Source organism: Adlercreutzia faecimuris (genome assembly GCF_022669055.1).
GTDB lineage: Bacteria > Actinomycetota > Coriobacteriia > Coriobacteriales > Eggerthellaceae > Enterorhabdus > Enterorhabdus faecimuris.
The window spans coordinates 91,139-111,910 of sequence record NZ_JAJMLW010000003.1 but is presented as its reverse complement, the minus strand read 5'-3'; the positions used below and the strand labels follow the sequence as shown (position 1 = coordinate 111,910).

At 70.0% G+C, this 20,772-nt stretch carries 17 protein-coding genes; 6 read left to right on the top strand and 11 right to left on the bottom strand.

The window, feature by feature from the left end:
* Window position 1: 1 nt before the first annotated feature.
* From LPT13_RS08405 to LPT13_RS08385, 5 genes are all read right to left on the bottom strand, one after another.
* Window positions 2-421, bottom strand: a complete 420-nt coding sequence (locus LPT13_RS08405; protein ID WP_242165565.1) for a peptide deformylase — start codon at window positions 419-421, stop codon at window positions 2-4.
* A gap of 87 nt (window positions 422-508) precedes the next feature.
* Window positions 509-1,951 carry an SLC13 family permease gene (locus LPT13_RS08400; RefSeq protein WP_242165563.1) on the bottom strand — a complete coding sequence of 481 codons (1,443 nt, stop codon included), beginning with the start codon at window positions 1,949-1,951 and terminating at the stop codon, window positions 509-511.
* A 123-nt stretch (window positions 1,952-2,074) separates the two neighbouring features.
* Entirely contained in the window at window positions 2,075-3,493 is a 1,419-nt protein-coding gene (locus LPT13_RS08395) for an SLC13 family permease (RefSeq protein WP_242165561.1), read from the bottom strand.
* A gap of 135 nt (window positions 3,494-3,628) precedes the next feature.
* On the bottom strand, window positions 3,629-4,438 hold the full coding sequence (locus LPT13_RS08390) for a 4Fe-4S dicluster domain-containing protein (RefSeq protein WP_242165559.1): 810 nt from the start codon (window positions 4,436-4,438) through the stop codon (window positions 3,629-3,631).
* Window positions 4,439-4,440: 2 nt separating this feature from the next.
* Window positions 4,441-7,053, bottom strand: a complete 2,613-nt coding sequence (locus LPT13_RS08385) for a molybdopterin-dependent oxidoreductase (RefSeq protein ID WP_242165557.1) — start codon at window positions 7,051-7,053, stop codon at window positions 4,441-4,443.
* Between the two features lie 480 nt (window positions 7,054-7,533).
* On the opposite strand from LPT13_RS08385, the gene LPT13_RS08380 reads away from it, so the two are divergent.
* Window positions 7,534-8,499: a LysR family transcriptional regulator gene (locus LPT13_RS08380; RefSeq protein WP_242165555.1), complete on the top strand. Its 966-nt coding sequence runs from the start codon at window positions 7,534-7,536 to the stop codon at window positions 8,497-8,499.
* Window positions 8,500-8,585: 86 nt separating this feature from the next.
* Here LPT13_RS08380 and LPT13_RS08375 read toward each other — a convergent pair whose 3' ends face one another.
* Complete coding sequence (locus LPT13_RS08375; RefSeq protein WP_242165553.1) at window positions 8,586-8,804, bottom strand: hypothetical protein; 219 nt, start codon at window positions 8,802-8,804, stop codon at window positions 8,586-8,588.
* A gap of 282 nt (window positions 8,805-9,086) precedes the next feature.
* On the opposite strand from LPT13_RS08375, the gene LPT13_RS08370 reads away from it, so the two are divergent.
* Complete coding sequence (locus tag LPT13_RS08370; protein ID WP_242165551.1) at window positions 9,087-9,347, top strand: hypothetical protein; 261 nt, start codon at window positions 9,087-9,089, stop codon at window positions 9,345-9,347.
* 188 nt (window positions 9,348-9,535) lie between these two features.
* On the opposite strand, the gene LPT13_RS08365 is transcribed toward LPT13_RS08370, so the two are convergent.
* Complete coding sequence (locus tag LPT13_RS08365) at window positions 9,536-10,108, bottom strand: hypothetical protein (RefSeq protein WP_242165549.1); 573 nt, start codon at window positions 10,106-10,108, stop codon at window positions 9,536-9,538.
* Window positions 10,109-10,578: 470 nt separating this feature from the next.
* Here LPT13_RS08365 and thiM point away from each other — a divergent pair, with 470 nt between their 5' ends.
* The 3 genes from thiM (at window position 10,579) to LPT13_RS08350 (ending at window position 13,619) form a co-directional block, all read left to right on the top strand.
* Window positions 10,579-11,439, top strand: coding sequence for a hydroxyethylthiazole kinase (gene thiM / locus LPT13_RS08360; protein ID WP_242165547.1), 861 nt, complete (start codon window positions 10,579-10,581; stop codon window positions 11,437-11,439).
* Entirely contained in the window at window positions 11,436-11,732 is a 297-nt protein-coding gene (locus LPT13_RS08355) for an MTH1187 family thiamine-binding protein (protein ID WP_242165544.1), read from the top strand. Before thiM ends, LPT13_RS08355 begins: the two co-directional genes overlap by 4 nt.
* A 135-nt stretch (window positions 11,733-11,867) precedes the next feature.
* On the top strand, window positions 11,868-13,619 hold the full coding sequence (locus tag LPT13_RS08350) for a DUF7507 domain-containing protein (protein WP_242166224.1): 1,752 nt from the start codon (window positions 11,868-11,870) through the stop codon (window positions 13,617-13,619).
* 27 nt (window positions 13,620-13,646) lie between these two features.
* Here LPT13_RS08350 and LPT13_RS08345 read toward each other — a convergent pair whose 3' ends face one another.
* Both LPT13_RS08345 and LPT13_RS08340 read right to left on the bottom strand, forming a co-directional pair.
* Window positions 13,647-14,492, bottom strand: a complete 846-nt coding sequence (locus tag LPT13_RS08345) for a nucleotidyl transferase AbiEii/AbiGii toxin family protein (RefSeq protein WP_242165542.1) — start codon at window positions 14,490-14,492, stop codon at window positions 13,647-13,649.
* Entirely contained in the window at window positions 14,489-15,073 is a 585-nt protein-coding gene (locus LPT13_RS08340) for a type IV toxin-antitoxin system AbiEi family antitoxin domain-containing protein (protein WP_242165540.1), read from the bottom strand. Before LPT13_RS08340 ends, LPT13_RS08345 begins: the two co-directional genes overlap by 4 nt.
* A gap of 555 nt (window positions 15,074-15,628) precedes the next feature.
* On the opposite strand from LPT13_RS08340, the gene LPT13_RS08335 reads away from it, so the two are divergent.
* Window positions 15,629-17,137, top strand: a complete 1,509-nt coding sequence (locus LPT13_RS08335) for an MFS transporter (RefSeq protein ID WP_242165537.1) — start codon at window positions 15,629-15,631, stop codon at window positions 17,135-17,137.
* Window positions 17,138-17,213: 76 nt separating this feature from the next.
* Here LPT13_RS08335 and LPT13_RS08330 read toward each other — a convergent pair whose 3' ends face one another.
* Window positions 17,214-19,634: a PAS domain-containing hybrid sensor histidine kinase/response regulator gene (locus LPT13_RS08330; protein ID WP_242165535.1), complete on the bottom strand. Its 2,421-nt coding sequence runs from the start codon at window positions 19,632-19,634 to the stop codon at window positions 17,214-17,216.
* A gap of 188 nt (window positions 19,635-19,822) precedes the next feature.
* Window positions 19,823-20,707, bottom strand: coding sequence for a DUF362 domain-containing protein (locus LPT13_RS08325; protein WP_242165533.1), 885 nt, complete (start codon window positions 20,705-20,707; stop codon window positions 19,823-19,825).
* Between the last annotated feature and the right edge of the window lie 65 nt (window positions 20,708-20,772).

Here is a 20,772-nt window from a genome sequence, read left to right as displayed (position 1 = left end):
CCTACACCAGCTCGCCGTTGCAGTGGTCCACCATGTGCTGGACGAGCTGGGCCTGCCAGCCCTCCATCTTCTTCTTGCGGGACATGAGCTCGCCGTTGAGCAACACGTCGTAGGACACGCGGATCCACTTGTAGCGGGTGACGCCCGCGGCCTCCTCGCGCGACAGGCACGCCTCCACGGCCGGGAACGGCTTGAGCGCCTGGGTGATCTGCGGGTTGTACATCACCACCGGGCGGTCCTTGTCGTTGAGGTAGGCGATGATGGCCTTGGTCACGCCGATCTGGTTGGCGGCCAGCGCCGCCGCCTCCTCGTTGGCCAGAAGCGTGTCGACCAGGTCCTGGGCCACCTCGGCGTCAGCCGCGGTGGCCGGCTCGCAGGGCTGCGAGAGCACGGCCTCGTCGGTGATGATGTCCTTGATCATGGGAATGCCTCCGCTCGCTATCGAAAAACGCACCGAAGCATTCTACCGCAAGCGCCTCCCCCAGGCGAACCCGCGCGCCGCCCTCCCCTACGCGAACCCGAACAGGGCGCAGAGCGCGGGGAGGAGCGTCGCAGTCAGGGCGGTCAGCACCACGGTGGGGATCCAGCCGACGCGGGCCATGTCGGCCATGGAGTAGTAGCCGGTGGAGTACGTGAGGATGGGCACGCAGTCGAGCGGCAGGACGTAGGCCAGCGATGCCTGCCAGGCCACCACCATGAGCATGCAGTACAGGCTGATGCCGAAGTCGCCGGCCAGCACGCCGAAGGGGTAGGCCAGGATGCCGGCCACCGCCGGGCCCACGGGCACCACGTTGTGCGTGACGGCGCCCACGGCCGACAGCGCCAGCAGCACGAGGAAGGGCGTCTTCCACCCGTCGGGCATGACGGCCATGATGGCGCCCACCATCCAGTCGCCGGCGCCCGTGGCCACCACGAAGTGGGCCACCGACAGGATGCACATGATCATCACGAGCACGCCCCAGTTCATGCGCGACACGAGCTCCTTGAACTCAAGCGTCGACCCGCCCGGCAGCGACAGCAGCACCACGGCCACGATGGCGATCATGGCGGTGTTGAGCGCCGGCACCCAGGAACTCGCGATCCAGGCCACCATGGCCGCGGCGATGATGCCCATGGTGGCCTTCTCCGGCCCCGCCAGGGGGCCGAGCGCCGCCGCCTCGGCGCGCGTGGCGTCGATGGAGGGCTGCCCGATGGCCTCGGGCCTGAACACGCCCACGATGACCGCCCAGGCCACCAGCAGCATGGCCAGGCAGAACGGCACGCCCAGCATCGACCACTCGATGAAGGTCATCTGCACGCCGAACAGCTCGGCGAACAGCCCCACGGTCACCACGTTGCAGCCGTTGCCCGTCATCACCGCCAGGCCGCCGGCGTAGGACGCCCAGGGGATGGCGATCATCATCGCCTTGCCCAGGGCCGAGCGCCCCCGCTCGGCGCCGCTGCGCTCCAGCAGGCGCTTGCCCACGGATATGAACACGCCGCAGGCCGCCACGTCGGACATGAAGAACGACAGGAACGCCGTGGCCGCCATGAAGCCCAGCAGCATCTTCGGCGAGCTCGTCCCCGACCAGGCCAGCACCCGCGCCGCGATGCGCGTGGGCACCGTGGTGGCGTCGAGCGCCACGGTGAAGGCGAACGTCCCCATCAGGAAGAACACCGTCGAGCCCATGGCGTTGGCGTAGGCCGCCTCGAACGAGCACACGCCCGTCACGGGCATCAGCACCAAGATGAGCAGAGCCGTCGCCGGCAGCGGCATCGACTCGGTCACCCACAGGAGGATGCCCGCCGCCAGGATGGCCAGCACCATGCGGCCCTCGAAGGCCAGCCCCGCCGTGGCGGGCGCCCACGCCGCCGCGGCCACGATGGCGGCGGCCAGCGCCATGAACAGGATGCTGCGCGGGCGCAGGCGCGCGGCGCCCGCCGCCACAGGTTGCAGGATTCTCTCGACCACGATCGCTCCCCTAGAATCGATCAGGCCCCGCAGGGCCGCGTGGACGCGCGGCGGGGCGCTCGTGGCGGGCACCCCGCCCGCCGCGAGCCCCCGGCGGGGCCGCCCCGCCGCGCACGGACTATCCTAGGCCGCCCCCACCAGCGGGCAGACGATGAGCAGGAAAGCGCTGAAGAACACCATCGTCGCCACGGTGATGGGCAGGCCGCCCTTCCACATCTCGTTGAACTTGTAGTACCCGCCGGCGTAGGACACCAGCAGCACCGAGTCGAGCGGCACGAGGAAGCACAGCGCGCACCACAGGGCGATCATGAGGATGGTGGCGGTGTAGTTGCCGGTCACCGCCCCCACCAGGCCCAGCACCGGCGCGGTCACGAGCGCCGCCAGGCCAGGCCCCGACGGGAAGAAGTTGTGGACGATGGCCAGCACCACGCTGATCACCATGAACAGCATGAAGAAGCTCATGCCGTTGGTCACGCCCAGAAGCAGGTTGACCATCCACGCCACCGAGCCGGCGGCCGACATGGCGGCCACGATGCCGTTGATGGAGGCCATCATCAGCAGGATGTCCCAGGGGCTGTCGGAGCGGTACTGGCGCATGGTGATCATGGACGTGCCGGGCAGGAACAGCAGGCCCAGCGCCACCAGGGCCACCAGCGTCGTGTTGAGCACGGGCACCCACGAGCTCGCGATCCAGCAGACGAGCGCCAGCAGCAGCACGCCGATGTTGAACTTCTCCTTGAAGTCCATGGGCGGCAGGGCCGACACCTCGCCGAGGAACCGCTCGACGGTCTCCTTGCTCAGCGGCTCGGGCTTGTAGATCTTCACCAGGATGATCCAGCTGGCGATGAGGCTCAGCACCACCGGCACCACCATGAAGGCGAACCAGCCGGCGAACGAGATGGTCACGCCGCAGGCGCTCTCGGCCAGGCCGAGCACCACCACGTTGATGGGCGTGCCGGAGGGCAGCAGGCACCCGCCGAACATGACGGCGAACGGGATGGCCAAGGCCAGGCAGCGGCCGAGGTTGGACTTGCCGGGCTCGGCGCCGGCGGCGCGCAGGAGCGTCTCGGCGAAGCCCATCATGATGGCGGTCAGCGCGATGTTGGACATGACCACTGAGATGACGCAGCAGATGATCATGAAGCCCAGGATCACCTTGTTGACGTCGCCCTTCACCAGGGCCACCATCTTGGCGATGAGGCGCTGGGGGAACGTGGACTGGGCGAGGAACGTCGTGAAGCCGAAGATGCCGACGAACATCCAGAGCGCGCCGGTGAACGTGGCGGCCCAGATGGCGTTGTACGACGCGATGCCGAGCGCCCCGCACGCCGCCACCATCACGAGCGACGTGATGGGCAGCGGCAGCGCCTCGGTGGCCCACATCACCACGGCGGCGACGAGCACCATGATGGCCGACTGCCCCTCGCGCGACAGATCCGGCGCCCACAGCGGGCCCACCTGCCCGATGAGGATCAGCACGATGGCCACGGCGATCCATATCCACTTGAACAGGACCTTGTTGTCCTTGGCTTGCTCAGCCATAGGGTATCCCCTTCCTTCGTTGCGTGCGGCAGGCCCCGCGTTCGCGGCCGCGCGGGCGCGCGGGCGCGGGGCCTTCCTCCTGACGGGGCCCGTCCCGGCGCCGTGGCGCGGGCGCGGGCCCTCCCCTCCTCGCGGCTAGGCGACGGCCTTGAGGAAGATGTCGCCGAGCACCACGTCGGCGTCGGTGGTGTCGGCGGCCAGGGCCACGTCCTCGTAGCCCGCCACCGACGCGCGCACCGTGTGGGGCGCGCTCGCCAGCTCCTTGAAGCGGAACTCGCCGAAGTCGTCGGTCTCGACGGCGGCCACCTCGTTGCCCGCGGCGTCCATCAGGCGCACCGTGGCGCCGATGACCACCTCGTTGGCCACGCGGTCGACCAGCACGCCGTACACCCAGCGGCGCGGGATGTGGCGGTAGTACACGTGCGGGTGGTTGTCGGCCAGCACGGGCATCGGCTCGGCGTCGTCGGGGATGTCGGCCTCGTCCACGTAGGTGAGCGCGCCGGTGGCGCACACGTCCACACAGCGGGGCGCCTCCCAGCCGTCGTCCATCAGGTGCGCGCAGCCGGTGCACTTCTGGGGGATCTCCAGCTCCTCGTTCCAGAAGATCACATGGGCCGGGCACGCGTCGACGATCTGGCGCTGGCCCTTGGACTTGAGCGGGTCGATGATGACCAGGCCGTCCTCGCGGCGGTACACCGCGCCGTCCTCCGCGGCCTCCATGCAGCTGGCGTGCTCGCAGTGGGCGCACAGCACAGGCGTGTACTGCACCTTCACCTCGGGGGTCTTGCCGCGGGTCTCCTGGTCCACCCGGCACCAGAACTGGCCGGTCAGGGGCTGCTCGGCCGCGATGGGCAGCCAGCTGTTGCCGCAGTGCTCGTCCTTGCAGGCCATCTGGCAGCCGTAGCAGCCGTTGCAGAGGCTCGCGTCGAAAAGGATTGCCTTCATGGTTAGTCCTCCTGCAGGTAGTCGTAGACGTTGGTGCCCGTCTCAACGGTGTAGTGCTCGGCCTGGAAGGCCTCGGGGTAGCGCTCCATGAGCGCGTCGATGTCGCACTTGCGCACGCCCACGAGGAACCCGCCGGTCACCTCGCCGGCCGCGTTCTTCGACGACGTGGCCGAGGGGGCGATGAGGTTGTTCGCGCCGCCGCGGTCGATGCCGCCCACGCCCGGGACGATGGGGTCGGTCTCGGCGCCGTGATCCTGCAGCACCGCGCCGGGGACGATGCGCTCGGTGACGTAGGCGCCGCCGAGCACCGTGCCGCGCTCGTTGAACACCTCGACGATGTCGCCGTCGACGATGCCCAGCCGCTCGGCGTCCACCGGGTTGAGCCACACCGGCTCGTAGGCGTAGCCGTCCTTGCCGATGACCTTGCAGGTCTCGATCTCGCGGGTCCACGGGCAGTCGTCGAAGTTGGCGTGGATGCGCCAGCGCGGGTGGTTGGACACGAGCAGGAACGGGTAGTCCTTGGCGCGCTCGCAGCTGCGGCGCTCGTGGTGCGTCTCGGACTCCTCGATCCACTTGGCCACGGGCTGGCGCTCCGGGTCGTCGGGGAAGAAGTTCGCCAGGCCGGTGGAGTAGAACTCGATCTTGCCCGTGGGGGTCTCCATGGGGTTGGCATCCGGGTCCTCGTAGAACTCGATCATGCCGGCGGGCTCTTCGTCCCAGCCCTCGCGGGTGGGCAGCATCTGGTAGCCGCGCTCGCGGATCATCTCGATGTCCTGCTCGTCCTCGGGCAGGCCGCAGCCCTGGTAGCCGACCTCCTGCCACTCCTCGACGGTCATGTCGCCGGACAGGTGGCTCGCGCAGTCCTCGTAGATGCCGCCGTACTTCTCCAGCTTCTTGGCCACCTCGAGCACGGCCTCGTAGTCGGACAGCGACTCATGCTGGCGGTCGCACGCATGGCGCTCCCAGATGATGGAGTTGAACTGGCCGGAGTAGGTGTCCACGCCGAAGTCGTCCAGCTCGAGGGTGGTGGAGATGGGCAGGATCATGTCGGCGAACAGGGTGTCGTTCTCCATCCAGGGGTGCTCCACCAGGAAGAACTCCAGGTTGGGGTTGGTCAGCGCGTCCTGGAACTCGTTGCCGCCGTTCCAGCAGGTGGACCAGCAGGGGCTGTCCGACCAGATCATCTTGATGCCGTGGTCGCCGTCCTGGGGGAACTGGAACTTCTTGAACTGGTCGGTGCGGTGATGGCGGCTCGTGGTGTGGCCGTACCACTCCACCTTCTCGCCCTCCTTCACGGTGATGCACTGGGGCACGAGCGTCTTGGGGATGAACGACGCCGGCAGCTCGCCGAGCACCGAGCCGTGGTAGCAGGCGCGCACCTCGGGCAGGAAGTGCCCCGGGGGCAGCGGGTTGAACGAGTCCATGCCGATGAGGGCCCACTCGATGAACTTCACCTGGTTGCGGCCCGGCTTGCCCACGGCCTGCATGGCCAGCAGGTACACCTCCAGGCGCGCCGGCTCGTGCGAGTAGCAGCTGCGGATGTAGGAGCCGCCGTTGCAGTGGCCGATGGACACGTTGTGCTTGGCCCAGTAGCGCGCGAGCGCCTTGATGCGGTAGGCCGGCACGCCGCACTTCTCCTCGGCCCACTCCGGGGTCTTGGGCACGCCGTCCTCATGGCCGAGCACGTAGTACTCGAACCAGTCGAAGCCGTCGGTGTGGGTGGCCACGTAGTCCTTGTCGTAGGTGCCCTCGGTCATCCACATATACGCGATGGCCAGCTGCATGGCGGCGTCGGTATTGGGCAGGATGGGGATCCACAGGTCCGAGTGCACGGCGTTGGCGTAGTTCACGTCGGGCGCGATGTGGATCTGCTTGACGCCGATCTCGGTGAACCAGAAGCACAGGCGGCTCGCCTGCTGGCCCGACCAGCCCCACGGCGTGGTCTCGGGGTCGCAGCCCCAGAACAGCACGGCGTCGGAGTTCTCGGAGATGTCCTTGAACAGGTTGTGCTGGTGGGTGTTCTGGCCCAGGGGCTCGTTGCCCCAGGCGTGCTTGGCGCCCCAGTACCAGCCCTCCCAGCTGTCAGGCTGGCGCGCCTGCATGGTGAGGCCGCCGGTCATGTCGAGCAGGTTGGCCATGGTGCCGTGGGGGCCGTGGATCGAGCCCGTCTCGCCGTGGCCGTCGCCCTGGCAGAAGATGGAGTTGCGGCCGTAGGTCTCGTCGATGCGGACGATCTCGCGGGCGATGATGTCGGTGGCCTCGTCCCAGCTGATGCGCTCGAACTTCGACTTGCCGCGGTTCTGCGGGTTGCGCTCGCCGTCCGGGCCCCAGTCCACGCGCTTGAGCGGGAAGGGGATGCGGTTGGGCGAGTAGGTGCGCGTCTTGTAGATGAAGGTGAAGGGCGAGTTCAGGGTCTTCATGCCCGGCTCGAACGTGTGGCCGCGCGCCTCGATGGTCCAGTAGTTCAGGTCTTCCTTGGTGTAGTGCTCGTCGAAGTGCACCGGGCGCATGCGCACCACGCGGCCGTCCATGGAATCGACAGCGGTCAGGTTGGCCCCGTTGCCGAAAGAGCACAGCGACATGTTCTTGTACACCGTCTTGTCGGATGTTTTCATGCTCCTCCTACTTTCGCTTGCCTCTCATCGCCCGGCCGCGCCGCGCCTTCGCGCCGGCGGCCCGGGCCGCGGATCCGACCCGGGACGCCCGCCTCGCGCGCAGCGGCCGCCCCGGCTCTCTGCCTCGATTATGGGAACCGCGGCGGCCGGCGAAAACAAACGCCCCGTTGCGCTGCCCCCCGTTTTCGTTGGGGCCGAGCGCGGCGATGCGGGAGGAGACGCGGGGCGGGCCGCCGGATCAGGGCGATCGCGTGAGGGGCCGCCGAATCAGGGCGGGGGCACGCAGGAAGGGGCGCGGGCAGGAAAAGGGGCGAAAACGCGCCCGGGCGCCCCAACGATTCGTGGGGGCGGCGCCAGGGGACGTTGCGGCGGGCGGGGTGCGGGCGGCCCGGCGGCCTTTCCGCGCGACGGGCCCGCGAGTACAATGGGGCTGCGCCGGATGCGGCGCCGAGGGGACGCGAGGCGCGAAGGGGGCTGCCCGTGAACATCGAGTACCTGCACTACTTCCTGGACGTGGCCAAGACCAAGTCCATCGCCCAGGCCGCCAAGCTCAACTTCATCTCGTCCCAGGGCATGAGCCGCGCCATGGGCGAGCTCGAGAAGGAGCTGGGCTGCCAGCTGTTCATCCGCTACTCCAACAAGCTCGCGCTCTCCCCCGCCGGCGAGGAGCTCACCGACGCGGCGGCGCGCGTCGTCGACGACTACAACGCGCTGCTCGACCTGGCCGCGGCCAAGGCGCAGCCCGACCACGCGCCCTGCGGGTCGCTCCTGCTCGACTGCCAGAACGTGGCCACGCTGGCGTTCTTCCCCCAGAAGGCCAAGGACTACCTGCTGGGCGCCCGCGAGATCATCTTCCGCGAGTCGCAGAACTCGCAGATCCGCCAGAGCCTGCTGGCCTCCTGCGCCGAGCGCGACGGCGACGCGCTGCCGGCCGTCGGGCTGTTCTGCTTCTTCAACCAGGAGAGGCATTCCGAGGACGAGGGCCTGGCCGCCCTCGAGGAGCACGGCTTTCGCTACCGGCCCTACCTGCGCACCTTCGACAAGGCGATGGTGTGCGCCGCCTCGCCGCTCGCGCAGAAGGACGTGCTGACGGACGCCGACATCGCCACGCGCCCCATCGTGGCCACCAACAGCCACCTCTACACCGTGCTCTCCAAGCGCTTCGGACGCGACGCCATCGCACTGTCGAGCGCCAACTTCGCCCTGCGCCGCCAGATGGTGGAGGCCGACTCGGCCGTGTCGTTCCTGCCGGCCATCGCCGAGCTGACCACGCCCGAGGACGGCGGCTACGTGCTGCGCCCCATGGAGCGCCCCTACGAGGTGGAGATCGGCTTCGCCGGCCGCGAGCGCGACCTGGAGGCGCCGGCCTTCCGCGCGCTGATCGACATCCTCGACGGCTTCTACGGCGCCCACCAGGACGCGGGCCTCTACACGCTCTGCGGGTAGCGCGCCGCGCCCAGACGCAGGAGGGGCGCCCCGCCGGGTCATCGGCGGGGCGCCCCCGAGGAGAGAGGACGGGCCTTCCGGGGAGCCTATGGGCGCGGCGCGCCCGGGGCCTTGGGAGCGCCGGGGGCCTTCGGGGCGCCCGGGGCCTTAGGAGCACCGGGGGCGCCGGGGGCCTTGGGGGCCGCGCCGGGGGCGCCGGCCGCGAAGCCGCACTCCTCGCAGGTGGTCGCGGTGATGGGGTTCTCGTGGCCGCACATGGGGCAGGCGATCTTGTCGGCGCTCACGGCTGCTGGTCTGAAGCACATGGGGGATCCTCCTCACGGGTCGGGATTCGATGGCCCCAGCTTAGGGCGCCGCGGCGGCGCGCGACAGCAGCGCGCCGTTGGAGCCTGCGCAACGAAAACTTGATGCTGCGACGTATTACCTGTTCAGCGGCTTGTTTTGGGCTTCTTCGGGGCGCCCGCGCAGGCGGCTCCGCGTTTCGTTGGGGCGGCGCCCGCTTTCGTTGGCGCCGCGCCGTCCCACCCGGGGCGCGCGGCGGCTACCATACGGGCCACAAGGCAAACCCCAGAAAGAAGGAGGGCATCATGCTCGGACCGCTCGGCGGAGACCGCCTCTGGAACCCCAAGGAGCTCGACAAGTGCAAGGCCGCTGCCCAGGAGCTGGCCGACGCCCAGGACAAGGGCGCCGACGAGGGCGGCATCATCTACGGCTACATGTACACCATGAACAACAGCAACTACGGCTACAAGGGCGACGACCTGGAGTTCAAGACCGCCGAGGAGATAGCCGCCTTCGACGCCAACGGCCAGGTAAAGCAGACCTACGTGGCCTACAAGCAGGCCTAAGCCCCACCCGCGAACCCCACGCGTAGGGGGAACGGCGTCGCATTCTTCCGGCGCGCCTCACCCCTACTCTCGGAAGCGCGCCGGGTGCATGCGTGCCGGGCGGGTCGTCGCGCGCACATGGGGGATCCGCGGTGGGCGGAAACGCCGGCCGAAACACACGGGGGCGCCCATCGGGCGCCCCCCTGCTGCTATTCCTCGGCGGCCTTGCGGCGGGCCCTTATGAGGATGACGGCCACCACGGCGGCCAGGACGGCGGCCGCGGCGAGGAACGGGGCGGCGGGCCAGGGGCGGGCGCCCTGCTCCCCCGCGTTGGCGCCAGCGACGTCGGACGGAAGCGCCGCCAGGGGCACCGGCGCGTCATCCAGGCTCTCCTCGCGCGGGGCGACCAGCGGGGTCTCGTTCTCGTCGATCACCTCGGTGCCCGCATCGGTGACGAGCGGCGCGGGCGTGGCCGGCGCCGCGCCCTGCGCGCCCGCGCCCGCGGCCGGGGCCGTCGGGGCGGCCGGCGTCGCGGCGGGATCCGCGGCCGGCGCCGCCTCGCCTTCCCGCTCCTGGCCGTCAGCCGTCGCAGCCTGCTCCTCGGCGACCGGGCCGGCATCCCCCGGATCGGCCGCGTCCCCCGCGCCGAAGGCGGGGGAGCCGAGCAGCGCCTGGGCCAGGGCCAGGGCGGCCACGACGGCCACCGCCTTCCTGGCCGGCGACCAGGCAGCCGCCTGCGCGCTCATGCTCGCTTCGTTGTGCTTGCCCATGGGCTTCACCATCCCCTGCTTCTTACTGCCTTCGCGGGGCGGCGGACGGACTGGATGGCCCCCTTGCCACGGAGCCCGCACTGCCCCCGCAGAGGCCGTCCGTGCCTCGCAGATGCTTCGGTGCTATCACGGAAGTAACGGCTTGGTTACGCTTTCCCGCAAATAGTTTGTAGCTGCCTCCAACTTATGATCCCCATCTCCGCCTTTGAGGTAACGACCTCGCGTCGACCCAGGTGGGGGGCGAACACGCCCGCACGAGCCCTGCCGGCGGCGCGGGGAGGGGCAGACGCGACGGCCGGCCGCATCCGCAGGCGCAATCGCATCGGGCGCAGCCGGGCCCGTCCCCGTCCCCTCCCGCCGAAATGGCAACCGCGCGCCGGCGCCCGGGGCCGCGCGCCGGCGCTTCGCCTATCATGGACCGATCATCCCCCGGCCCCGCGCCTACGCAGCCCGCGCCGGGACCGCCTCGGAAAGGAGCGCCCATGACCGCCGACTCCGCCCTCGACCTCGACGCCCTGCGCAGCCGCGTCGCCCGCGCCGTCGACGACGTGCGGGCCTCAGCCCCGCTCGCGCCCGCCATCACCAACGCCATCACCATGGACTTCGTGGCCAATGCCCAGCTGGCCGTCGGCGGGTCGGCCGCCATGGTGTACCTGCCCGAGGAGGCCGTCGCGCTCGCCCAGGCCGGCGGCGCGTTCTACGTGAACATGGGGGCGCTTCTGCCCACGCACCGCGAGAGCATCCCCGCCGCCGCCCGCGCCTGCCGCGACCTGGGGCGCCCCTGGGTGCTCGACCCGGTGGGCATCGGCATCGGCGGCCTGCGCGGCGCCGTGCTCGACGAGCTGGCGGCCTGCGGCCCCGCCATCGTCCGCGCCAACGCGTCGGAGGTCATCGCGCTCGCCCAGGCCTGGGGCGCGGCCGACGCCGTCGCCGGCACGGGACGGGTGCGCGGCGTGGACAGCGCCGACGCCGTCGATGACGCGGCCCGGGCCGCCGCGGCGCTCGCCCGCCGCACGGACGGCGCCGTCGCCGTGTCGGGCGAGGACGACCTGGTGACCGACGGCCGCGTGGCCGTGCGCGTGGCCGGGGGCAGCCCGCTCATGGCCCGCGTGACCGGCTTCGGCTGCTCGCTCGGCGGGGTGGCCGCCGTCTACGCCGCCGTGGCCGACCCGCTCACCGCCGCCGTGGCCGCCTCGGCCCACTACGCCGCGGCCGGCACCGCCGCCGAGGCGCGTGCCGCGGGGCCCGCCAGCTTCAAGGTCGCCTTCATCGACGCCCTGTTCAACCTGACGGCGGCCGAGATCGCCGCCAACCCCCTGACCATCGAGGAGGTCCGCTCATGAACACCCTGGTAGCCGTGGCCATCGCCCCCTTCGGCGTGGGCGACGAGCTGGCCGAGCACGTGGCCGAGGTCGTCCGCGTCATCCGCGCATCGGGCCTGCCCTGCCGCACCAATTCCATGTTCACCGAGATCGAGGGCGACTGGGATGAGGTGATGGACGTGGTCAAGCGCGCCACCTTCGTCCTGGCCGAGCAGGGCATCCGCACCGAGGTCATCCTCAAGGCCGACCTGCGCCCCGGTCACACGGGCACCATGGAATCCAAGGTGCGCAAGGTGGACGACATCCTGGGCTAGCGCCCAACGCCGGGGAAACGGCCCGCACCCGGCCCCCCTACAGTTGCGCCCCGCGCCGTCGCCGCGCCCGCGCCCGCGCCTACCCTTAAGGCTCGAAGGCCCAGCGGGAAGAGGCGAAGGCGAGGCGATGACGGCATGAAGACCGGCGAGAAGAGGGGCGGACGCCCCACGAGAAGGCCCCACGACGCGCGCTACGCCCAGAGGCGGCGGATCGGGGCGCTGCTCGGCGCCTGCGCGATGGCCCTCGCCCTGGCCGTGATGACCGCCCCGGACGCCCCCTCGTTCGCCGGGGCGGCCGAAGGTGGCGCCCCCGCCGCGTCCGCGCCTGCCGCAGGCGCCCGCGCATCGGCCACCGCATCCGCCTCCGAGACCCCCGCGCCCGGCCCGGCCGCCGCCCCCGCAGCCGCCGAGGACGCCGCCGACCGTCCCCCGGCGCTCGCCGTGCCCGAGGCCGTCCCCACCCCCGCCGCTCCCACGCCCGCCCCGCAGGCCCGCCCCGCCGCGACTGGCGACGCCGCCACGCCCGCCTCTGGCGCCGAGGAGCCCGACCCCGCCGCGCCCGAGGCCCCGGACGGTGCCGCCCCCGAGCCGGAGCCGGCGCCCGAGAGCTTCGTCACCATCCTCTACCGCACCTCCCCCGGCACGGCCGGCAACGTCCGCCCCGGCGAGGAGCTGGTGCGCGCCTCCGACGGCGCGGGGCTCGGCGGCAGCGTCGCCACGCCGCTCAAGGGCTACGTGTGCATCGGCTGGTACAACGGCGCTAACCAGGTGAGCGCCGACGCGGTGCTCACCCGCGACGAGGCCCTGGCGGGTGCCGACCGCAACGCCGACGGCACCCTGGCCGCCACCACCTTCATCGCCCGCTTCGCCCGCCCCTCCGCGTCCCTGCGGCTGACCGAGGAGCTGGTCTCCGCGCCCGCCAACGGCCGCTGCTTCACCGAGGGCGAGGCCGTCACCTTCCGCGCCACCGTCACCAACACGGGCAACGTGGACCTGGCGACCGTCACCTTCGCGGGCGACATCGCCTCGTTCGCCCCCGTGGGCCCGCTGGCCCCCGGCCAGACGCGGTCGTCCGAGTGGACCCACGTCGTCACGGCCGATGACGTGCAAAGAGACGCCCTGATGAGCACCGTGACCGCCCACGGGGAGGCGCCCGCCTACGGCCTGGCCGCCGACGCCGGCCCCGAGAGCGCCACCGCCCAGACCGGCGAGCTGCCCGCCGGCGACACTTACGTGCTCTACGGCGCCTACCCTGCCGAGGGCGGGCAGGTGAGCCGCAGCATCCTCATCGTCGAGTCGCGCACCGGCGCGGGCCTCGAGGCCGTCACGGCCGAGCCGGCCGCCGGCTACGTGTTCGAGGGCTGGTACGAGGACGACGAGCGCGTCTCCACCGAGGCCGAGCTCGGCGCCGAGACGGCGCTCGGGTTCCTGAACCACGGCCGCTCGTCCTTCTCCCCCACGCTGTTCCTGGCCCACTTCGTCAAGGAGGAGCCGAAGCCCGACGTGCCCGACACCCCCGGCGGCGGCGAGCCCGTCGACCCGGATGACCCGGACGACCCGAGCCAGCCGGACAACCCCGACGAGCCCGGCAACCCGGACGAGCCGGCCAACCCGGACGACCCCGGCCAGCCCGACGTGCCCGGCGGCGCCCCCGACGAGCCCGCCACGCCCGGCGCCCCCGACGCAGGCGCGCCCGACGCGGGCGGCGCCTCCGGCAACACGGCGCCCGCCGCGCCCGGCGCCCCCGATAACGCGAAGGCCGCCGGCACCCGCGCCCCCGACATCCCGCAGACCGGCGACAACGCCCCCGCCCTGGCCGCCCTCCTCCTCATAACCGCCGCCGCCAGCGCCGTCCTCCTCCGCAAGGCCCGCACCCACCTCGCCTAGCGCGCCGCGGCCTCGAAAACCTCATATTTAACCGAGCACCCCGCAGGCCCTCAAAACTTCGGATAGAACATCGCATACCTCGGGATAGGAGATACTTTCAGCATAGGCATATCGCCTGGCGTAGTTCTCCCAGGTTACTCGAAGGGCTTCACTGCGGCGTATTTCATCGATTGTCCCTTCCGCCCTGTCCAATGCCCCCGTGCTTCCCCTCCTTTCGCAAGTCGCCACCAGCGCCGGGCGAAGCCCTCGAGCATCGCAACCCCTCAGCTTCCACAGTTCATAGACGTCATAGAAGTCTCGCGGGCGAGTCGAAGCGATGCCCCTTGCCAGAATCGTCTCCAACTTCTCGGCAAGAACAGTCTCCATTGGATAGGCCATGATGCGAACGAACCCCTCGTCGAAAATGAGGGGGAAGTCATAGGACATAGCCGAGGGGGTTATTCTGTCTCCCGTTGTCACATCAACCGCCAGGGGAACATCCAGGGGCTCATATCGTGCTTGAAGCGAAACCCTAACGCCGGGATATTCATCCCCTTCCCTGATTCTCGCCACCTTGACAATCTCAAACGTCAAATCGTCATCCACTTCTGTCGAGCATATATCCTCAAACACGCGGGAAATGGTCTCCTCGGAGAGGCAGAAGCCCGTTGCGGTAGTGTCGAGATCCTTCGTCGTCCGCCTGTCGAGGCCGATGAGAGACCCGACTAGCACACCGCCTTTCACAATCAGGCAGTCTCCCCATGGAGAATGGGCCACCCTCACTATGAGCCTTTCGAGCATATAATCCTGAAGCATCGCCTGCGGAGAGACGCCCATCTCCCGAGCCTTTCGCTTGATGAGAGCCTTAAGCTGCATCGCGTTCTTTGTTCTCATAGCAAAACCTCCACATGCATCCGCACCCTTTTTTCCACGCCGAGCATTCGGGCATACTCAAGAAGCTTGGGAATGTTCCTTCCTTTTCGAAACAGGTAGCTCTTCATAGCAGGATTAAGTATCTGCACGTCAGGGAAAGCGCAGCCCCTGAACAGATCACACAGGGAACGCTCCACATCGTAGGCAATCACCTCGTTGCCATAGGGCGTCTTGAGACGCGTCTTCCCCAAATCGAGAAGCTCTCCGGCGACGGTTCTCGGAATCAGGTCTTCTGCAGACACTCCCGAGGTGTTATATCCTTGGGGAAACGTCATGGTCAGCCTCTCCGGCATGCGATCGGAGAGGTCGAGCAGATAGAGCGCCGTCTCGTGAGAGAACACGCCTCGGGAGAAGCGGTGCTGAGCGATGACGTACTCATCTTCCCATGTCTCAGGAAGGCAGTAGATACCGCGGCCAATCCGAAGGATCAGACCTTCGCTAACCGCCCTTGCGAGTTCGCGACGCTGAATCCCAGCCGCCGTCACATCGGCCGTCGTCACAAACCCCTTGTTTGATTCCGCTATATCTAGAATATCCTGCACGTTTCTCTTTTCTCTCGCATGAACTTATATGCTATAAATATTAATTTTTTTAGCATAGAAGTTCAAATTACGTCCTGTTGATCCTCCAAAACGTAATCCCGCATTTACGTTTTGCCTTCGAAAGCAGGAAACGGCGCCCCGCGGGGCACCGTTTCGTTTTTCCCATAGCATAGCTTCAGAAAGCAAGCGGGGCGCCGATCCAAGGGAAATTACATCCCCATACCAGCACCCTCGCCACAGATAATAATAGTTTCGTCACGCAGGCAAGTCAAAGCCCCCCCCTGCAGTAAGGCGTCGGCCCGGCACTACAACGCGCGCTGGCTCCCCACCTCCATCATGTTCCAGGACGGCGAGATCAGGGACTACTGCGTCGGCGAGGACTACGCCGACCAGCTCATGGCCCGCTTCCCCGGCTTCTTCTAGGCGCGCTAGCCGGCGAAACCGGGCGGTGGCGCGTCGGTGGCGGGGCGCTTACAGGTCGGGGTGCCGGGCGGTCGCGCGAGGAGGCGCGCCTATGCTGGTCGGAGGAGCACCGACGAGCGGAGGGAGGCCCCCATGGGCGCCAGCACGCAGAAAGACCCGAAAGCCGGCGGGAAGGCCGCGCCCGCGCGTCCCGTCACGCCTGCCGGCGCCGGCGGCGCGCCCCCGCTGACGCGCCGCCAGGCCAACGCCATGACGGCGGTCATCATCGCCACCATGTTCTGCAACGGCTTCATGATCACGCTCATGTCGGTGGCGCTGCCCGGCGTGGCGCGCGAGTTCCACGTCACCGTCGCCCAGGCCAACTGGGTCATCCTCGTCTTCACCATCGTGGGCGCCACGCTCATCGCCATGGGCGCGCGGCTGCTGCACCGTTGGGGCATCCGCGTCATCATGGGCCTGGCCACGGGCCTCATGGCAGCCGGCGGCCTGGTCGGCCTGCTCGCCCAGGACTACGGGATGGTCATGGCCGCCCGCGTGCTGCAGGCGAGCGCCGCGGGGCTGCTCTTCCCCACCGCCAGCACCTGCCTCATCAAGATCGCCCCGCCCGGCCGCCGCGCGTTCAACCTGTCGCTGTTCACGGCCTGCGGCGGCGTCGGCTTCGCCATCAGCCCCTTCGTGTCGGGCCTGCTGCTGACGCGCTTCGGCGTGAACGCCGTGTTCGCGCCCACCGTCGTCGCCGGCGCCGCGTGCTGCGTCGCCAGCCTCCTCGTCATGCGCCCCATCGGCGAGCGCCGCCCCGACGCCGCCTCGGTCGACCTGCCCAGCATCCCGCTCATTTTCGCGGGGATGGGCGCGCTCATGTTCGGCATATCCGAGATCAACCACCAGCTGCCCGTGGCCCTGGCGCTCATCGCCGCCGGCGTGGCCGTCACCGGGCTGTTCGCCTGGCGCCAGCGCCGGCTGGCCGTGCCGCTGCTCAGCCTGCGCCCGCTGGCCGACCGCGCCTTCGTCATCGGCATCATGCTGCTGATGTTCGGCTCGCTCGCTGAGCACGCCGTGCGCCTCACCCTGCCGCTGTACCTGGAGGGCGCCGCCGGCTTCACCGCGTCCGACGCCGGCCTGTTCATGCTGCTGCCGCAGCTGGCCTACTCCGCGGTGGCCCTGCTCGGCGGGAAGCTGACCGACAAGCACGGCATCTGGCCCGTCGTGCCCATCGGGTTCGCCGTCATCACCGCCGGGTTCGCCGTGGTGCTGGGCGCGTCCGGCCCGCTGCTGCTCGTGCCGCTCATGATCGCCGTCGTCTTCATCCTGGGCGGCGTGGGGGTGGAGAACTCATCCAACCGCGCCGCCGCGCTCGAGTCGCTCGACGCCGAGCACCTGGCCGCCGGCGCCTCCATCGCGTCGGTGTCCATCCAGCTGGCCTCATCGCTGTCCTCGGCGCTCCTGGTGGGCACGATGTCCAACGAGGTGGCGGCGAACGTGCACGCGGGCATGGCCGAGGCGGCCGCCTACGCGGGCGCCTTCGGGCACACCGTCGTCATCATGATCGTGATCGAGGCCGTCATGCTGGCCGTGTCGCTCGCCTACGCCTGGCGCCGCCGCGACGCCAGCCGCCCGCACCCGGCCCCCGCGAAGGCCTAGGCGCCCGCGCCCGCGGCACGGCAGGCACCCTTCCACCCGCCACGCCCCGACCACGCCGGGCGCCTGCCGGGACGCGCTACAGGTGCTCCCCCAGGAGCGCCAGCAGCTCGGCGGTCTTGAAGGGCTTGGTCACGTGCGCGGTCATGCCGGCCTCGCGGCTGCGGCGCCGCCCCTCCTCGAAGGCGTCGGCGGTGAGCGCGATGATGGGGATGCGCTCCAGGTCGGCGCGACCCGAGGCGCGGATGGCGCGGGCCGCCTCGTCGCCGGTCATGCGGGGCATCCGCATGTCCATGATAATGCCGTCGAGCCAGCCCGGCGCGGACGCCCGGGCCGCCGCGACGGCCGCCTCGCCGTCTGCGGCCTCCTCCACGGCGAAGCCGGCGCCGCCGAGCACCTCCTTCATGATCTCGCGCGAGAGCTCGTCGTCGTCCACCACCAGCAACCGGCGCCCCGCGAACCGCGCGCCCGCGCCGCCGCCCCCCGGCGCGCCGTCCACGTCCTCGCCGACACCCGGCTCCGCTCCCGCGACCCCGGCCGCGACGTCCTCGCCGGCCCCCGGCGCGGCGTACGCCCCGGCATCGCCCGCCTCGGCGCCGCCCGCGCCCTCCGCCAGGCGCAGCGGCAGCGTCACGGTGAACTCGCTCCCCTTCCCCACCTCGCTCTTCACCTCGATGGTGCCGCCCAGGAGCTCCACCAGGTTCTTCGTGATGGGCATGCCCAGGCCCGTCCCCTCGGTGGGGTTGACCTCGCCCAGGCCGTTGCGCTCGAAGGGCACGAACAGCAGGTCGAGGAACTCCGGCACCATGCCGCAGCCCGTGTCGGACACGGTCACCTCGAAGCGGCCGTAGCCCGCCGGCACGTGCGCGCCGTAGCCCGACTGCCCGTCGGCGAACTCGGCGAATCGCACGTCCACGCGCCCGCCGGGCCCCGTGAACTTGAACGCGTTGCCGATGAGGTTGACCAGGATCTGCCCCAGGTGCTGCCGGTCGGCGAGCACGTGGGGGTGGCGCAGCCCCGCGGCGTCCACCGAGAAGCCCAGGCTCTTGCGCTGCGCCTCGCCCGAGAACAGAAGCTCCATGTCAGAGGCCAGGTCGGCCAAATCGAGGGGCTCCTCGTCCACCTCCACCACGCCGCTCTCGATGCGGCTCACGTCCAGCACGTCGTTGATGAGCCGGAGCAGGTGGTCGCTCGAGCGCTGGATCTTCTCGAGGCACTCGGCCATGCGGTCGGGGTCGTCGCGATGCTCCAGCGCGATGCCCGCGAAGCCGACGATGGCGTTCATGGGCGTGCGGAAGTCATGGGACATGTTGGTGAGGAACGTGGACTTGGCGGCGCTGGCGTGCTGGGCCAGCTCGAGCGCCTTCTGGAGCGCCCGCTTCTGGCGCAGCTGCTCCTCCATCTCGGAGTGGATGTTGCGCACGGCGATCACGGCCGTGCGCTCGCAGCCGGCCAGCCGGATGATGCGCGCCTCGATGTACTGCTCCTCGCCGTCGATCAGGCGCTGGTAGGTCACGGCCATCTCGTCCTGGGCCGACGCGAAGAAGGCGTCCAGGGCCGGGCGGCTGATGGCGGCGTCGACGCGGTCGCGGTCGTCGGGGGCCACCACGTCGCGCAGGTAGGCCTCGCGCGCGGGGAGGCTGGCGTCGTCGACGATGGCGCGCACGAAGCCGGCGCCGGACAGGTCGTCGGGCTGGCCGTAGACCTCGACCGCCTCGCTGGCCAGGTCGACGACGTAGAGCGCGAAGTTCTCGCGGGTGAGGCTCTCGATGACGTCCATGCGCCGCAGGCTGCGCTCCTCGGCCTCGTGGGCGCGCGTCGTGTCCTCCACCTGGCCGAACACGAAGCGGTCGGACTGCGCGATGCGCCCGGTGCTCAGGCGCAGCCAGCGGCCGTCGGCCGAGCGCCCCTCGTAGAAGACGCCGTGGCCGCCGGCGCGCATCGTCGCCACCTGCTCGTCCACCGCCGCGGCCGCGTCGGGGCCGAACAGCTCGTCGGCGAAGGCGGCGGCCGGCAGGTAGCCCTTCGAGAACCCGTAGCGCTCCTGGGTGGCGGCCGTCAGCATGAGGTTGAGGGTGCGCAGGTCGAGGAAGAACAGCCCCACGGTCAAGTCGTCGGCCCAGTAGGGCTCCTGGTCGACCCAGTCGGTGACATCCTGGATGAAGAAGGTGCACCGCCCCTCGCCCAAAGGCGTCACCGTCACGTGGAGGAAGCGCTCGAGCATGACCGAGACGGTCTCGAACTCGCAGGGCACCCCGTCGAAGGCGGCGTCGGCGAAGTGCTCGAGCCAGCCCATGTCGTCGTGGCCCCACTCCTCGTAGGCGTGGATGCCCACCAGGTCCTCCACCTGCGATCCGGTGAAGGCCGCCATGGCCGCGTTGAGGTAGACGTAGGCGAAGTCGTAGGGCTCCCCCGCCTCGTCGGTCAGCACCTGGGCGACGCCGACGGCCTGGGGGCTCTCGTCGAAAATGGCCTTGCAGGCGGCCAGCAGCTTCTCCATCAAACCATCCTTTCGCAGATGGAAGAATGATATCGCGAAGCGCCCCGCCCCACCAGCACCTTTCCCGAGAACCCACGCCCCGGCCGGGCGCGTCCGGGCGCGCCGGCAGCCGCCCCGGGCGCCCCCCGCTGCCCGACCGCGCGCGGGAGGGGCGCCCCGTCGGCGCCCCCGCCCTCGCGGCGGCGCGGCTAGTCGACGACGATCAGCTCGTAGTCCTTGGTGCCGTAGCCCAGGCGCGCGGCGTCGTCGATGGTCTTGGTGCCATGCTTGGAGTTGATGCGCTCCAGCAAATGGTCGCGGCCCGGGTCGTCGGAGGCCAGCACCGCGTCGATGCACGCCTGGTCGATGGCCACTGGGTCGAGCGACGCGAAGATGCCGATGTCGGCCATGCACGGATCCTCGGCCACCGCGCAGCAGTCGCAGTCCACCGACAGGTTGCAGGCGATGCTGACGAAGGCCAGGTTGCTGCCGAAGTGGTTGACGACGGTCTCGGCCGACTCGGCCATGGCCTCCAGGAAGTCGTCCTGCTCGGCGTGCTTGTCCCAGAACTCGGCCTGGTCGAGCGACGCGCCGCCCGTGTGGATGGCCACCTTGCCCTGGTTGGACGCGCAGCCGATGGACAGCTGCTTGAGCGCCCCGCCGAAGCCGCCCATCGGGTGGCCCTTGAAGTGCGACAGCACCAGCATGCTCGCGTAGTTCGCCAGGTTCTTCCCCACGCGGTTCTCCTTGAGCACGCGGCCGTTCTCGATGGGGAGGACGAGGTCGGGGCCCTCGGCGTCCATGATGTCCACGGCAAAGCAGTCGGTCCAGCCGTGGGCCGCCATCAGCCTCTCGTGCTTTTCGGTGGTATCGCGCGCGCCCTCGTAGGCGGTGTTGCACTCGACGATGGTGCCGTCGACAGCCTCCACCATGGGGCGCATGAACTCCGGATGCAGGTAGTTCTGGTTGCCCTCCTCGCCGGAGTGGACCTTGACGGCCACCTTCCCCGGCAGCTCGACGCCGAGCATCCCGTAGAGCCGGACGACGTTGTCCGGCGTGATGTCCCTCGTGAAGTAGACCTTGGCCTTGCCCATGGAGGCTCCTCTCGCCAACGATGACACATGGGCTCACTCTATATCTTCGAGCTAGCTACAAGTCA

Bases quoted from the DNA above. Each gene is read 5' to 3' on its own strand.
- LPT13_RS08405 (WP_242165565.1), bottom strand. From the start codon at position 421: ATGATCAAGGACATCATCACCGACGAGGCCGTGCTCTCGCAGCCCTGC.
- LPT13_RS08395 (WP_242165561.1), bottom strand. From the start codon at position 3,493: ATGGCTGAGCAAGCCAAGGACAACAAGGTCCTGTTCAAGTGGATATGG.
- LPT13_RS08390 (WP_242165559.1), bottom strand. From the start codon at position 4,438: ATGAAGGCAATCCTTTTCGACGCGAGCCTCTGCAACGGCTGCTACGGC.
- LPT13_RS08385 (WP_242165557.1), bottom strand. From the start codon at position 7,053: ATGAAAACATCCGACAAGACGGTGTACAAGAACATGTCGCTGTGCTCT.
- LPT13_RS08375 (WP_242165553.1), bottom strand. From the start codon at position 8,804: ATGTGCTTCAGACCAGCAGCCGTGAGCGCCGACAAGATCGCCTGCCCC.
- LPT13_RS08370 (WP_242165551.1), top strand. From the start codon at position 9,087: ATGCTCGGACCGCTCGGCGGAGACCGCCTCTGGAACCCCAAGGAGCTC.
- LPT13_RS08365 (WP_242165549.1), bottom strand. From the start codon at position 10,108: ATGGTGAAGCCCATGGGCAAGCACAACGAAGCGAGCATGAGCGCGCAG.
- thiM (WP_242165547.1), top strand. From the start codon at position 10,579: ATGACCGCCGACTCCGCCCTCGACCTCGACGCCCTGCGCAGCCGCGTC.
- LPT13_RS08355 (WP_242165544.1), top strand. From the start codon at position 11,436: ATGAACACCCTGGTAGCCGTGGCCATCGCCCCCTTCGGCGTGGGCGAC.
- LPT13_RS08350 (WP_242166224.1), top strand. From the start codon at position 11,868: ATGAAGACCGGCGAGAAGAGGGGCGGACGCCCCACGAGAAGGCCCCAC.
- LPT13_RS08345 (WP_242165542.1), bottom strand. From the start codon at position 14,492: ATGAGAACAAAGAACGCGATGCAGCTTAAGGCTCTCATCAAGCGAAAG.
- LPT13_RS08335 (WP_242165537.1), top strand. From the start codon at position 15,629: ATGGGCGCCAGCACGCAGAAAGACCCGAAAGCCGGCGGGAAGGCCGCG.
- LPT13_RS08330 (WP_242165535.1), bottom strand. From the start codon at position 19,634: ATGGAGAAGCTGCTGGCCGCCTGCAAGGCCATTTTCGACGAGAGCCCC.
- LPT13_RS08325 (WP_242165533.1), bottom strand. From the start codon at position 20,707: ATGGGCAAGGCCAAGGTCTACTTCACGAGGGACATCACGCCGGACAAC.